This is a genomic window from Flagellimonas aurea (assembly GCF_017313785.1).
In the GTDB taxonomy this organism is placed as follows: Bacteria; Bacteroidota; Bacteroidia; order Flavobacteriales; family Flavobacteriaceae; genus Flagellimonas; species Flagellimonas aurea.
Window position 1 is genome coordinate 172,427 of sequence record NZ_JAFLNL010000003.1, and the last position, 14,169, is coordinate 186,595.

The 14,169-nt window shown below is 41.2% G+C and carries 16 protein-coding genes; 10 read left to right on the forward strand and 6 right to left on the reverse strand.

Translation table 11 applies throughout. The annotated features are described in order from the left end of the window. Positions 1–71: 71 nt before the first annotated feature. Positions 72–845: a nucleoside triphosphate pyrophosphohydrolase gene (gene mazG / locus J0656_RS06575; protein WP_207032426.1), complete on the reverse strand. Its 774-nt coding sequence runs from the start codon at positions 843–845 to the stop codon at positions 72–74. Between the two features lie 152 nt (positions 846–997). Here mazG and J0656_RS06580 point away from each other — a divergent pair, with 152 nt between their 5' ends. Together J0656_RS06580 and J0656_RS06585 are read left to right on the forward strand one after the other, a co-directional pair. Next, the gene (locus tag J0656_RS06580; protein ID WP_207032427.1) at positions 998–1,642 is read left to right on the forward strand and encodes a GDSL-type esterase/lipase family protein; all 645 of its coding nucleotides are present in this window, start codon (positions 998–1,000) and stop codon (positions 1,640–1,642) included. Positions 1,643–1,696: 54 nt separating this feature from the next. Continuing rightward, positions 1,697–3,232 carry a beta-N-acetylhexosaminidase gene (locus J0656_RS06585; RefSeq protein ID WP_207032818.1) on the forward strand — a complete coding sequence of 512 codons (1,536 nt, stop codon included), beginning with the start codon at positions 1,697–1,699 and terminating at the stop codon, positions 3,230–3,232. Between the two features lie 3 nt (positions 3,233–3,235). Here J0656_RS06585 and J0656_RS06590 read toward each other — a convergent pair whose 3' ends face one another. The 3 genes from J0656_RS06590 to ruvX are packed head-to-tail and all read right to left on the reverse strand — an operon-like array spanning position 3,236 to position 4,744. Further along, positions 3,236–3,682: a DUF5606 family protein gene (locus tag J0656_RS06590; protein ID WP_207032428.1), complete on the reverse strand. Its 447-nt coding sequence runs from the start codon at positions 3,680–3,682 to the stop codon at positions 3,236–3,238. 56 nt (positions 3,683–3,738) lie between these two features. Next, entirely contained in the window at positions 3,739–4,329 is a 591-nt protein-coding gene (gene def / locus J0656_RS06595; RefSeq protein ID WP_207032429.1) for a peptide deformylase, read from the reverse strand. Positions 4,330–4,333: 4 nt separating this feature from the next. Further along, positions 4,334–4,744, reverse strand: coding sequence for a Holliday junction resolvase RuvX (gene ruvX, locus J0656_RS06600; RefSeq protein WP_207032430.1), 411 nt, complete (start codon positions 4,742–4,744; stop codon positions 4,334–4,336). 100 nt (positions 4,745–4,844) lie between these two features. Between ruvX and J0656_RS06605 the strand changes: the two genes are divergently transcribed. Beyond that, positions 4,845–5,660 carry a 2,3,4,5-tetrahydropyridine-2,6-dicarboxylate N-succinyltransferase gene (locus J0656_RS06605; RefSeq protein WP_207032431.1) on the forward strand — a complete coding sequence of 272 codons (816 nt, stop codon included), beginning with the start codon at positions 4,845–4,847 and terminating at the stop codon, positions 5,658–5,660. 12 nt (positions 5,661–5,672) lie between these two features. Here J0656_RS06605 and J0656_RS06610 read toward each other — a convergent pair whose 3' ends face one another. After that, on the reverse strand, positions 5,673–6,707 hold the full coding sequence (locus J0656_RS06610) for a glycosyltransferase (protein WP_207032432.1): 1,035 nt from the start codon (positions 6,705–6,707) through the stop codon (positions 5,673–5,675). A 92-nt stretch (positions 6,708–6,799) separates the two neighbouring features. Between J0656_RS06610 and glf the strand changes: the two genes are divergently transcribed. After that, entirely contained in the window at positions 6,800–7,918 is a 1,119-nt protein-coding gene (gene glf / locus J0656_RS06615; RefSeq protein ID WP_207032433.1) for a UDP-galactopyranose mutase, read from the forward strand. Positions 7,919–8,107: 189 nt separating this feature from the next. After that, positions 8,108–8,911, forward strand: coding sequence for a glycosyltransferase family 2 protein (locus J0656_RS06620; RefSeq protein WP_207032434.1), 804 nt, complete (start codon positions 8,108–8,110; stop codon positions 8,909–8,911). Here the strand turns inward: J0656_RS06620 and J0656_RS06625 are convergent. After that, positions 8,893–9,726 (reverse strand): glycosyltransferase family 2 protein, encoded by an 834-nt coding sequence (locus tag J0656_RS06625; RefSeq protein ID WP_207032435.1) that lies wholly within the window; start codon positions 9,724–9,726, stop codon positions 8,893–8,895. The two genes, J0656_RS06620 and J0656_RS06625, sit on opposite strands and share 19 nt — an antisense overlap. A gap of 66 nt (positions 9,727–9,792) precedes the next feature. On the opposite strand from J0656_RS06625, the gene J0656_RS06630 reads away from it, so the two are divergent. Genes J0656_RS06630 through J0656_RS06650 form a run of 5 tightly spaced genes read left to right on the forward strand, consistent with a single transcriptional unit; the run spans position 9,793 to position 14,166 of the window. Beyond that, positions 9,793–10,608 carry a zinc-binding alcohol dehydrogenase gene (locus J0656_RS06630; protein WP_207032436.1) on the forward strand — a complete coding sequence of 272 codons (816 nt, stop codon included), beginning with the start codon at positions 9,793–9,795 and terminating at the stop codon, positions 10,606–10,608. A gap of 4 nt (positions 10,609–10,612) precedes the next feature. Continuing rightward, complete coding sequence (locus tag J0656_RS06635; RefSeq protein WP_207032437.1) at positions 10,613–11,173, forward strand: L-threonylcarbamoyladenylate synthase; 561 nt, start codon at positions 10,613–10,615, stop codon at positions 11,171–11,173. Between the two features lie 2 nt (positions 11,174–11,175). Continuing rightward, on the forward strand, positions 11,176–12,606 hold the full coding sequence (locus tag J0656_RS06640) for a CCA tRNA nucleotidyltransferase (protein WP_207032438.1): 1,431 nt from the start codon (positions 11,176–11,178) through the stop codon (positions 12,604–12,606). After that, entirely contained in the window at positions 12,603–13,616 is a 1,014-nt protein-coding gene (locus tag J0656_RS06645) for a COX15/CtaA family protein (RefSeq protein WP_207032439.1), read from the forward strand. The genes J0656_RS06640 and J0656_RS06645 overlap by 4 nt, the downstream gene beginning before the upstream one ends. Positions 13,617–13,659: 43 nt before the next feature. Beyond that, complete coding sequence (locus J0656_RS06650; protein ID WP_207032440.1) at positions 13,660–14,166, forward strand: IS1096 element passenger TnpR family protein; 507 nt, start codon at positions 13,660–13,662, stop codon at positions 14,164–14,166. The last annotated feature ends 3 nt before the right edge of the window (positions 14,167–14,169 follow it).

Here is a 14,169-nt window from a genome sequence, read left to right on the forward strand (position 1 = left end):
TAAAAAGGATGGCAAATATAGCCAGATTGATGACATTTGTCTCCAAACTTTACGTTAGCTTACGGACAAATTTAAAGTTGCTTCGCCTCTTCCCAGAACACGTCCATTTCGGCCAGGGTCATATCGCTCATCGTTTTTCCAGCCTCTTTGGCTTTTTGTTCCAAATACTGAAACCGCTTGATGAACTTTTTATTGGTGCGTTCCAATGCATTCTCTGGGTTGATTTTTAGAAAACGGGCATAGTTCACCATGGAAAAAAGGACATCGCCGAATTCAGATTCCATTTTGTCGGCATCATTGGCCTCCACCTCTTCTTGAAGCTCTCCAAGCTCCTCTTTCAATTTTTCAAAAACCTGTTCAGGTTTTTCCCAATCAAATCCGACACCAGCCACTTTATCTTGGATTCGGTTGGCTTTCACCAAGGAAGGCAATCCGTTGGGAACCCCTTCGAGCACGCTCTTTTTGCCTTCTTTTAGTTTGATGTTTTCCCAATTCTGTTTTACCTGCTCTTCATTCTCCACCTTTACATCCCCATAAATGTGCGGGTGCCTGTTGATGAGTTTATCACAAATACCATGGGCCACATCCGCAATATCAAAATCTTGGGTTTCCGAACCGATTTTGGCGTAAAAAACGATGTGCAGCAAAATATCGCCCAATTCCTTTTTCACTTCTTCCAAATCGTTGTCCAGAATGGCATCGCCCAGTTCGTAGGTTTCCTCAATGGTCAAATGGCGTAGGGTCTGCATGGTCTGTTTTCTGTCCCACGGACATTGTTCGCGCAATTCATCCATAATGGTCAAAAGGCGGTCAAAGGCGGCCAACTGTTCCGATCTTGTGTTCATGGCTTTGGATTTTGTCCAAAAATACGAAGTCCGATTGGTTGAGATTCCATCATCAAAATTTACTTATGAAAAGTATTTTGGTATTTTTCAACAAAGCCCATTTACGAGAAAATATCACTATCTTGAACCTCATTTTAGGCAAAACCAGTAGAATGAAACATCTTATTATTGCGTTGCTCATGATTCCTGTGATCGCCATGGGGCAAACCGATAATCCCTTTGAAAATGAAGTTAGGGCAATCCAGCAAAAGAACGATTCCCTTTGGGATTCGTCCCGACCGACCATTGTTTTTACGGGAAGTTCGAGTATTCGTTTTTGGGATGATGTCCAGGAACGCTTTCCAGAGCACCAAGTATTGAACACTGGGTTCGGAGGCTCGCAATTTTCCGACCTTGAACTATATCTGGATGAGTTGATTTTAAACTACAAGCCCTCAAAAGTTTTCATTTATGAAGGCGACAACGATATTTTTGCCAAGAAGAGACCCCGAAAAATATTGCAAAGGGCCGAATATATTCTTGGCATCCTTCAACAGAGAAACCCCGACATGGAAATTGTTCTGATTTCTGCCAAACCGAGTATTTCCCGTTGGAAATATAGGGGCAGGTACCGAAGATTGAACCGCAAACTGTACCGATTGGCATCGAAGACCGATGGGATCGATTTTGTGGATGTTTGGTACCCCATGCTTGACAAAAGAAAGGTAAAACAGGACATTTTTATTGAAGATGGGCTCCATATGAACTCCAAAGGGTATGACATCTGGTACGATGTGATCAAAAACTATATTGACTAAAACTAAACAAACGTGATTTACAGATCAATTTTGCTGTTCGTTGCAGTTATCTGCATGGCAGCTTGCCAAACCAAAAAAGAGGAAATCAATTTTCCAAAAACAGACTTAGCCAATGCTCCGTTAATTCCAAAACCCATCAAAACCATTCCCACTGGAAGTGCTTTTGGGCTGGATGCAGGAACTGCCATTTATACCTCTACCACGAACCCAGAGTTTGAGAAAGTGGGCCTGTTTTTATCCGAAAGCATTAAATCCAAAACAGGGCTTGATCTTGCTGTGAATGCTTCATCCGAAGATAAGTTGGAGCGATTGATCTACATCAACCAATTCGATAGTGTGGATTTGGAAAATCCCGAAGCCTATCAACTTTACATTAAAAAAGATTCCATTTTACTGAACGCCAAAACTGCCGCAGGTGCTTTCAGGGGTATCCAAACGCTTCGCCAACTCATTCCAGAACAAAGCAATGATACGTTGACGGACCATCCGTTGTGGGTAATTCCTTCGGGTAAAATCATGGATGCGCCAAAATATGCATACCGTAGCTCCATGTTGGATGTGGCCCGTCACTTTTTTACTGTAGAGGAAGTCAAAAAATATATTGATGCTTTAGCTTACTACAAGTTCAACACATTGCACTTGCACTTATCGGACGATCAAGGGTGGCGTATTGAAATTAAATCCTGGCCGAAACTCACCGATGTTGGCGGTACCAGCGAAGTGGGTGGTGGCGAAGGTGGGTTTTACACGCAAGAAGAATACAAAGACCTTGTGGCCTATGCTGCGGACAGACATATTGCCATTGTTCCTGAGATTGATATGCCCGGACATACCAATGCGGCATCTTTGAGTTATCCGTTTTTGCACTATGCCGGGGCGGAGACACCTCGCGTTAGAACCGATATGAAGGTGGGCTATAGTTCTTTTGATGCCAGAAAAGACACGGTCTATAGTTTTTTGGATGATGTTATCGGCGAAATTGCCGCCATGAGCCCCAGCCCCTATTTTCATATTGGGGGTGATGAAAGCCATGTGACCAAAAAAGACGATTACATTCTATTTGTGGAAAAAGTGGAAGAAATTGTTCAAAAGCATAATAAAAGAATGATTGGCTGGGACGAAATAGCCCAAGCGGATATTGACTCTAGCTCGATTGCGCAATTGTGGAACGAGCCCGAAAATGCATTGAAGGCTGCTGAAAATGGTTCCAAAATCATTATTTCACCTGCAAAGAAGGCCTATTTGGACATGAAATATGATTCCATTTCGGAATATGGATTGAACTGGGCAGGCTATATCCCTGTTGATGTGGGGTACCAATGGGACCCGGAAACCTACGCCGAAGGACTTGCCAAAGAAAACATTCTCGGCATTGAAGCTCCGTTATGGTCGGAAACCATCAGCAATGGAACCGAATTGGAATATTTGGCGTTCCCAAGATTGATTGGATATGCCGAATTGGGATGGTCCCCCAGCGAACACCTAAATTGGGACGACTACAAAGAACGTCTCGCCGCACAGGTTCCTTATCTGGAAGCCATGCAGATCAACTATTACCCAACAAAGTTGGTGGACTGGAAAAAAGAATAGTGTTTATTCTTCCTCTTCTTCGGAAGCAGATACAGTAGGTTCCTCGGCATCCTTTTCTTCTTCAACAAAATCAGTGATATTGTTGTCGAGAAGGATGTTGTACCACTGTATGATTTTTTTGATGTCGCTAGCATACACGCGGTCCTCATCGTAATTGGGTAGTACTTCGAAGAAATACTCTTCCAACTCAATTTTTTCAGCTTTGTGACTGATGGAAGTTTTTTCACCTCCCTCCTTTTCTTTGATTTTCTGGAAAACTTCCTTTAAAGGAACTTCTTCTTCCAAGGTATAAATGGCTATTTCGGACAGCACGCTTACATTGCTTCTTAAACCAACCGTTACACGTTTGCCATCCAAAAGGGATTCGCCAACAAAGCCACCTCGGGTTTGGGTCAATAATTTGTAAAGTCCTGGTTTACCTCCAATAGATAAAATCTTGTCTAATGCCATTCAAATAATAATTTTATGGGCGCAAAAATATGTTTTTATCGCAAATAGCGATTTTTTTAACGTCCTTTTTTGATGTTGGGAAACCTCATTCGGTAATCCACACTGATTTTTCCTTTGGAAATTTTGTCCAATCGGTTTTTTATCAGTCGTTTCTTTAGGGTTGAAAGCTTATCGGTGAACAAAACACCTTCGATATGGTCGTATTCGTGCTGAATCACCCTGGCCAATAGCCCATCGTAGGTTTCCGTGTGGGGCTTAAAGTCCTCATCCAAATAACTTATGGTGATTTCTGGCTTTCGTTTTACATCTTCACGGATATCGGGTATGCTCAAACAACCTTCGTTAAAGTCCCATTCTTTGCCGCTTTCCTCTTCAATCTTCGCATTGATGAATACTTTTTTGAATCCATCGAGCTGTTTTTGCTCAGCTTCGGTCAATTCATCATCATCGGCAAATGGGGTGGTATCCACCATAAACACTCGGATGGGGAGTCCCACTTGGGGAGCGGCCAGACCAACGCCATGGGCATTGTACATGGTCTCCCACATATTAGTGATCAATTCTTCAAGTTTTGGATATTCTGATGTGATATCCTTCGCCTTTTTTCGCAAAACGGGATCTCCGTAAGCTACTATGGGTAAAATCATAAAATCAAAATCTGTTTAAATAGGCCTGCAATATCAGCGTGGCACTTATTTCGTCGACTAGGGCCTTGTCCCTTCTCTTTTTCTTTTTCATTCCGCTGTCCAACATGGATTGAACTGCCATTTTAGAGGTAAATCGCTCATCTTGGCGCTCCACGGGAATGTTAGGAAACTTGGCTTTCAGCTTATTCAAGAAATCCTGGATAAGTACCTCGGACTCGGAAGCGGTATTGTCCATTTGCTTCGGCAATCCTACTACAAAACGCTCCACTGATTCCTTTTGGGTGTAATCCTTTAAAAAGGACAACAAGTCTTTGGTCTCTACGGTAGTCAATCCAGAAGCAATCAACTGGAGTTCATCAGTAACTGCTATTCCAGTCCGCACCTTTCCAAAATCCAAAGCCAAAATTCTAGCCAAAATAATTTTTTGGCAAAAATAACCTTAAAAATGTTATGCGCTTAAAAATGGCAACCATAATTCTACTATGGGGCTTATCTTTGTCAAAACTTTAAGAAAAATGACAGAATTAAGAACGCTCATTGAAAAAGCGTGGGACAACAGGGAGTTGCTGGAGGAAGAAAAGACTCAAGACGCCATACGCGAAGTGATAAAGCTTATTGATTCAGGAGAGCTGCGGTGTGCTGAACCCACAGCGGACGGCTGGCAGATAAACGAATGGGTGAAAAAAGGGGTGGTTTTGTACTTTCCCATCCAAAAAATGGAAGTGCTGGAAGCTGGCATTTTTGAATATCACGATAAAATTCCATTGAAGAAAGGCTATAAAGAAAAAGGTGTTCGCGTGGTTCCTCATGCAGTCGCGCGACACGGAGCCTACATTTCCAAAGGTACCATTCTGATGCCTAGTTATGTGAATATTGGCGCCTATGTAGATGAAGGAACGATGGTGGATACCTGGGCAACTGTGGGAAGTTGTGCACAAATCGGTAAAAACGTCCACTTAAGTGGTGGTGTTGGTATTGGTGGTGTTTTGGAACCATTGCAAGCTGCTCCCGTAATTATAGAGGACAATGCCTTTATCGGTTCCAGATGTATTGTTGTAGAAGGTGTTCGGGTGGAAAAAGAAGCCGTTTTGGGCGCTAATGTAGTGTTGACGGCCTCAACCAAAATTATTGACGTGACAGGTGATGAACCTGTGGAATTAAAAGGTAGAGTACCCGCAAGATCAGTTGTAATCCCAGGCAGTTATACCAAAAAATTCCCTGCCGGCGAATATCAAGTGCCTTGTGCCTTGATCATTGGTAAAAGAAAGGAAAGTACGGACAAGAAAACATCGCTGAACAATGCGCTTCGCGAGCACAATGTTGCCGTGTAGCCACTTGTTTGATTAATGTAAAGCATTATTGACGGCCGCTTGTAAAAAGTGGCCGTTCGTGATTTTATTTCTTATTGCTTTTACATTTGAGACCATTTGATAATAGCTCTCCTCATTAATATTATCCAACTTTTCTGATAGTTCATCTAAAGACCCAATCGCAAAGCCTACCCGTTCCTCCTCAATTATTTTTGCTACTGCAGCTTTATCCCAAACGATCACCGGTAGACCTGCCAACAAATACAAAGAGGTTTTGTGCGGATTATTGTACTTAATATATTTCCCAAATGCACCATCGCACTCTTTGATGGCATTTCCGTTCCACACCAAGCCAAAATTGCCTTTCATTTTATCCAACACCTCATCGGGGGCAAAAACTCCCTGATAGTCCAAAATTGATTTTTCATCTACTTTTTCCTTTTGATACCCATTTCCATAGAGCTTTAGGGTAAAATCTTTTTGTTCCAACTCGTCCACCTTGTACAGGAAGGCGCTTTTTTCCATGCCCAATCCTCCAGCAAAAACAATCTCCCTCCCAGCTTCTTTCGGCGCTTCGGGCAATTCCTGATTGTGAGCGAGCAAGTAATCGAATAAATATAATGGCACCATTTTTCCTTTATATCCATTTTCTGCAAACCATTCAATCATCACTTCGTTGTGCAGCACAAGGACATCAGCTTTGTTGAAGCGTTTCATTTCCTTTTCCACATTTTTGTTTTTGCCCATCAAGGTTTTTACATCATGGACAATCAAAACAATTTTACATCTTTTAAGCTTGGCCACTCGAACTTTATAGCTGAAAAACTTGCTGAGCGGATATTGCATGCACAGTGTTGAAGAAAAGGGCAATAAAATCAAACCTTTGGTTATCCCCAAAAAACTAATGATGGCACCAACGGCAGAACTGGGATGATTGCTCTGCTTAAACCCTAAATTTTCAAAACCTAGTTTGGACAAGACATTTTCGCAATCCATTTTAGGTTTTGAAGCTGCATTCTTGGAGAATTTATAATTTCTGGAAATGTAGAACTGGTTAGTGTTTTGCATTATTCATGTGTTTGATTATCAAAAATATCCTTTTTTGGCAGCTAATCCATAAATTGCACAACACCATTTAAAAAATCATAAACACTGACCTAATGAAAAACAGCCCCAAATATGATTACCTGATTGTGGGTGCAGGCCTATACGGAGCGGTTTTCGCCCACGAAGCAACCAAGCACCAAAAAAAATGTTTGGTAATCGACAAACGAGAGCATCTTGGGGGAAATACCTATTGTGAGGAAATCAACGGCATCAATGTACATAAATACGGTGCCCATATTTTTCACACGAACGATAAAACCATCTGGGACTATGTGAACAGCTTTGTTCCATTCAACAGGTACACTAATTCGCCCTTGGCAAATTTTGAAGGCACCCTTTACAACCTGCCTTTCAACATGAATACATTTTACCAGCTCTGGGGGACAAAAACACCTGAAGAGGCAAAAGCTGTTCTTGACCGGCAGACAAACAAATACCAGAAAATCAATCCCAAAAACCTTGAAGAACAGGCATTAAAACTCGTTGGAGACGATATCTACCATAAATTGATCAAGGGATATACAGAGAAACAATGGGGACGAAAAGCCAATGAACTTCCGGCCTTCATTATAAAAAGATTGCCGCTCAGGTTCACCTTTGACAACAACTACTTTAACGATGCTTACCAAGGCATACCCATTGGAGGCTACAACAAACTTACCGAGGGATTGTTAAAAAATGTAGAGTGCAGAACAAATATTGACTTTTTCAAAGAAAAAAAAGCTTTGACCGGTTTGGCGAAACAAATAGTTTTCACAGGAAAAATTGATGAATACTTTGATTATTGCCACGGTAAACTGGAATATCGAAGCTTGGATTTTAAACATGAAGTGCTGGACATACCCAATTATCAAGGCAATGCCGTGGTAAACTATACGGAATCCAAAATTCCTTACACTAGGATTATTGAGCACAAGCATTTTGAATTTGGGAAACAAAAAACCACTGTAATCACAAAGGAATACCCATTGGAAGCTTCATCAGAAAAAGAGCCGTATTATCCCATCAACGATGCAAAGAACACTACTCTTTTCAAGGCCTATCAAGATATGGCCGAAAAGGAGACCACAATATTTGGGGGAAGACTTGCCGAGTATAAATACTACGATATGCATCAGGTCATTGGGGCGGCTTTGAGTAAGACAAAGAGGTTGTTCATCGAAAAATCTTAATCCGACACGCAACTCTAGGTCCATATTACCGTCTAACTATATAAATAGACTTTAATTAGAGTTTTAACAGAAGAGGGGGTAGGGAAATCGAAGAGTTGATTGTTTGTAAGAAAAAGAAACGCCTAAACAATTTTTACGCTACTTTTTTGTTATAGATTTGTAAAATATTAAACACTACACCAATAAATTATGGCTGAATTACGCACCCCAAAGCAAAAAATATCAGCACTTGTGATTACCTATAATGAAATGGGTTACATTGAAAAATGTATTGATTCCGTTTCTTTCGCTGATGAAATATTGGTCGTTGATTCCTATAGTACCGACGGCACCTACGAGTATCTTTTGAACCATCCAAAAGTGAAGGTGATTCAAAATCCTTTTGAAAACTTCACCGCTCAAAAGTCGTTTACGCTCAAACAAGCAGCCAACGATTGGGTTTTGTTCTTGGATGCCGATGAAGTGGTCACAGAAAGTCTTCAAAAGGAAATCTTAGCAACCATTAATAATCCAGATGCCCACGAAGCTTATTGGTTCTACCGAAAGTTTATGTTCCAAAACGAACCTTTGAACTTCAGTGGTTGGCAAACGGACAAAAACTATAGACTTTTCCGAAAGAGCAAAGCTCATTTTACGGATCAAAAAATTGTTCATGAAACTTTGGTAGTGGATGGTAAATCTGGAATCCTAAAAGAAAAGTTGACCCATTTTTGCTATAAAAACTATGAAGACTACAAAGGGAAAATGCTCAAGTATGGCCAATTAAAGGCCAAAGAGGATTTCTACAAAGAAAAGCATTTTAACTATGTATTGATGACGGTGAAACCCATTTGGAAATTCTTCAACCACTACATCCTCCGTGTAGGGATTTTGGATGGCAAAAAAGGATGGACCATTTGTTACTTGAACGCCCTTGGCGTTTTGGAAAGATTCAGAGAGTTAAAACGTTTGGAGAAGAAAAATGAGCTTGCCTATTATTTGGTGATGCCATAGTGCGTCCAAACTACTTTTTTTAATCTTGTCTCTTTACGAATAGCTTGGTTTTTGGCAATGGATTCAGGTGTTTTGTACCCCCTTTTATGGTCTAAATGCACACAGACCGCACTATAGCGCAATTGTTTGGATTTAATTCCAAAATTGAACAAGCGCTCGCCCAACTCACGGTCCTGTCCGCCATATTGCATACGTTCGTCAAAACCGTTTACATTTAATATATCCTTTTTCCAACCTGAGGAATTATGACCGTTCCAACTGGCATTGGTCGGAGTAACCGTGTTCAATAACTTAGATATTATTCCACTAGCGGTAAGCTTGTTGTTCTTGAAAGTCTTCGGAATACCTTTTTCCTTAAGCCAATTAATATTGAAACATTTCTGCTTTTCGATATCCTCCAAAGTAATCATTTTGGAAATGTTCATAGGAAGCATATAATACCCCCCTGAAATAAAATACCCCTGCTCCTTGTTAATGTAATGCACCTCTACAAAATCCTCTCTTGGAATGCAGTCACCATCTGTCATAATGATGTAATCCGCATTACAGGCTTCGACCGCTTTATTTAAAATCCTAGATTTCTGGAAGCCATCATCCTCTTGCCACACATGAATGATGTTATAAAACACCTTCTTGGACATTTCCTCCAATAATTCTTTGGTCTTGGGACCAGAACCATCATCTGCAATAACCACTTCAAAATCCTTGAAGAGCTGGCAATTGAACCCCCACAACACCTTTTTCAGCCACTCTTCGGCATTATAGGTGCTTATGATTACTGATATTTTTGGTGATTCTGTTTCGTTTAGGTTCATCTGGGCAAAAATAGAAATATTAAATGTTATCTCATATGCTTAATTTTGTGATTCTAAACTCCTAGAATGAAGGTCAAGGAAATTCCTGTTTCACTTTTTTATCAGGCCAATCTAACCAGGCAATCCAAAGAAAGGCTGATTTCTCATAAAAAATGCGTTCCAGTTATTGTTTCGCTGGCATCGATTCCATCCAGACTGGACATAGTCCACCTTACTATCCGCAGTTTATTGAATCAAGATGTGCTGCCCAAAAAAATTTTACTGTGGCTGCATGAAGACCTAAAGAATAAAGTTCCAAAAAAACTTAATGACCTAGTTGGAAATATCTTCAGTATAGAGTTTACAGATTACTATAGTTCACATAGAAAGTTGGTAGAACCGCTAAAAATATACCCTGAAAAAATTATTGTTACTTGTGATGATGATATGATGTATCGCAAAAACTGGTTGTCAAACCTTTATGAAGCCCATCAAAAGAACCCTGATAAAATCATCGCAAACCAAACCCGCTGCATAACCTACAATAAATCGGGAGAGCTACTACCGTACAAACAATGGAATTCCGATCTAGCAGAATGCAAAAACAAAAAACTTATACTGCCCATCGGTGCGGGAGGCACTCTCTATCCTCCAAACACCATGGATACACAAGTTTTTGACAGGGAGTTGTTTTTAAGGCTTGCCCCCAATGCAGACGATTTATGGTTCAAAATTATGGGGCTGTTAAAGGGGACAAATTCAATTCAAGCTACCAATAGTGGAAAAGAGCCGATTCCCATTTGGGGATCACAAAAAGTCTCGTTAAAAAAAGGGAATATCGGGATGGATAAAAACAGAATACAATGGGAGTCTTTGACCGAACATTTTCAACTAAAATTCTAAAACATTGATCGAAGAAATCAACAACTGCAATAAAGTACTGCAAGAAGGCGGGCTTATCCTCTACCCTACCGATACGGTCTGGGGCATTGGCTGCGATGCGACCAATCCTGAAGCCGTAAAAAAAGTATATGCACTCAAAAAGCGCGAAGACACCAAGGCGCTCATTTGTTTGGTGGCCAACCAGGCCATGTTGGAACGGCATGTTAAAGAAGTACCCGAAGTGGCCTACGACATTATGGACTTGGCAACCAAACCTACCACCATTGTATTTGATGAACCTATTGGAATCGCAAGCAATCTGGTGGCCGAGGACAATACACTGGCGATTCGTGTGGCTTCCGATAAATTCTGTCAATACCTCATCAATAAATTCAGGAAACCGATAGTGTCAACTTCCGCCAATATTTCGGGCAATCCAACCCCAAAACAATTCAAGGATATTGAGGAAGAAATTTTAAAAGGAGTGGACTATGTGGTAAATTTGCCCGAGGAAAATATAAACCCTTCCCCCTCCTCTATCATTAAATTGAGTAACGACGGACAGGTGAAGGTTATTCGGGAATAAGAATGGCGAAGGAATTCCATACAAAGGCAATACAACATCCTATTTTTAAACTTATTGGTGAAGCTTCAGATGAGTTGGGCGTAGATGCTTACGTCATCGGTGGTTTTGTACGTGATTACTTTTTAAAAAGAGGTACACCCAAAGATATTGATATCGTTGCCATTGGCAGTGGAATAGACCTTGCCAAAAAAGTAGCCTCCAAACTAAAGGGGAAACCAGAGATTTCGGTATTCAAGAATTTCGGTACGGCCATGATCAAGCACAAGGATTTAGAGCTTGAATTTGTGGGTGCCCGCAAAGAAAGCTATAATCGGGACAGTCGAAAGCCCATTGTGGAAGACGGCACTTTGGAAGACGACCAAAACCGCCGCGATTTCACCATAAATGCCATGGCTTTGGCATTGAACAAATCTAATTTTGGAGAACTTTTAGACCCGTTTGATGGTTTAGCGGATTTGGATAGGCAAATCATTCGAACCCCTTTGGAGCCTGGCATTACCTATTCCGACGACCCACTACGGATGATGCGTGCCATTCGGTTTGCAACACAACTGCATTTTACCATTGAGCTACAATCGCTTCAGGCCATTACGGAGAACAAAGACCGTATCAAAATTGTTTCCAAGGAACGTATCGTGGACGAACTCAACAAAATATTGATGAGTTCAAAACCGTCCATAGGATTTTCGTTGATGCACAAAACTGAGCTTCTATCTATACTATTGCCAGAGCTTACTGCTTTGCAAGGCATTGAAGAAATAGAAGGCCAACGCCATAAAGATAATTTTTGGCACACCTTGGAAGTGGTAGACAACATTTCGGAAACCACGGACAACCTATGGTTGCGCTGGGCCGCATTGCTACACGATATCGGGAAGGCACCCACCAAAAAATTCCACAAAAAAATCGGCTGGACCTTTCACGCCCACGAATTCGTAGGCGCCAAAATGGTCTACAAACTTTTCAAAAGACTTCGTCTTCCACTGAACGAGAAAATGAAGTTTGTACAGAAAATGGTATTGATGAGTTCAAGGCCCATCATTTTATCAGAAGACCACGTGACCGATTCCGCGGTACGACGATTGGTTTTTGATGCCGGTGATTTTGTGGAAGACCTCATGACACTTTGTGAGGCGGACATCACAACAAAGAATCCTCGCAAACAGGAAAAATACAAGAACAATTTTAAGATTGTACGCCAAAAAATAGTGGAAGTAGAAGAGCGTGACCACGTTCGGAACTTTCAACCACCGGTTACAGGCGAAGAGATTATGAAGACCTTCAACCTGAAACCTTCCAAAGAAATCGGCATCATCAAAGACGCCATCAAAGAGGCAATTTTGGAAGGGGAAATCCCTAACGAATATGAAGCTGCCTATAACTTTATGTTGGAGAAAGGCAGAAAAATGAACCTAAAAGTCCACTCCGAATGAAAAAGAACAAATATGTAGTGTATTGGTTGCTCACTGGGTGTTTTCTAATTTTTGTGATGGTTCTGGTAGGCGGTATTACACGCCTTACCCATTCCGGGCTTTCCATATCCGACTATAAATTGATTCACGGTACCATTCCCCCAATGAACGAGCAAGAATGGCAGGAAGCCTTTGACCTGTACAAACAATATCCTGAGTACCAAAAGCTCAACTATCATTTTGGAATTGAGGAATTCAAGGACATCTATTTTTGGGAGTGGCTTCACAGGGTTATTGGAAGGTTTATAGGGATTGTGTTCATCATTCCGTTCCTGTATTTTTTATTCAAGAAGAAATTGGACAGTCCGACCGTAAAAAAATGTCTGGTCCTGCTCTTTTTAGGTGGATTCCAAGGTTTTTTGGGTTGGTACATGGTAAAAAGTGGGCTTGTGGACCGTCCCGATGTGAGTCACTTTAGATTGGCCGCACATTTGACCACCGCTTTTCTAACCTTTGCCTACAGTTTATGGGTAGCCCTGGATTTAATCTATCCAGAGAAAAAAGAAATCAACAAGAAAATCAGGAACTTAGTAAGAGCTGGGCTTGTGGTTTTGCTGCTCCAAATCATTTGGGGAGCCTTTGTTGCCGGTTTGGATGCCGGTTTTATTCACAACTATTGGCCCTTGATGAGCGATGGCAAGTTGATTCACGAAACCGTTTATATTGAGCAGCAACCCCTGATAAAAAACTTTTACGAAGGCAAGAGCGGGGTTCAGTTTGTACACCGATATTTAGCGTACATCGTAGTAGGGTTTATAGCTTTGATTTGGTACAGAACCCGTAAAATTCAGAGGACTACGCTTCAAGAAAAAGGATTACAAGCATTGCTGGCATTGGTTTTTGTGCAATTTGTATTGGGTGTGCTCACTTTGGTTTACGCCGTGCCCCTGTGGCTGGGAATCGCGCATCAAATAGGTGCATTTTTCCTTTTGGCAGCCATGACTTTTACCCTGCACAGGTTCTCTAAATAAGCCCTATTTATTGTACCTTTGTGCCCACTCTAAAATTTGATGGATGATTTATAAAATCAGGATAATACTTGATGCTGAGGAAGATATCTTTCGAGATATCGAAATTGAAGACCAAAATACCTTGGAGGATTTTCACAATGCCATAACCCAAGCTTTTGGTTTTGAGGGAAGTGAAATGGCCTCTTTTTATACGTGTGACGAGGAATGGAACCAAGATGAGGAAATTGCTCTTTTTGATATGAGCGAGAACGGTTCCGATATCCGGTTGATGAACGAAACTACTTTGGATGATGTGATGACCGAAAATAATCCGAAGTTGATTTATGTTTACGACTTTTTTAGCATGTGGACGTTTTTTGTGGAACTTGCCGATATTGTTGAAAAAGAAGATGGCAGAATATACCCAAATGTATTGTTCACCTTTGGTGAACTCCCCGATGCCCCACCGGAAAAACAGTTCGAAGCAGACTCCAATGAGGAGGAAGACGGAAACTATGACGACCTTTTGGACAGCTACGACGACATGGACTTTGATGAAAACTGGAACTAACCT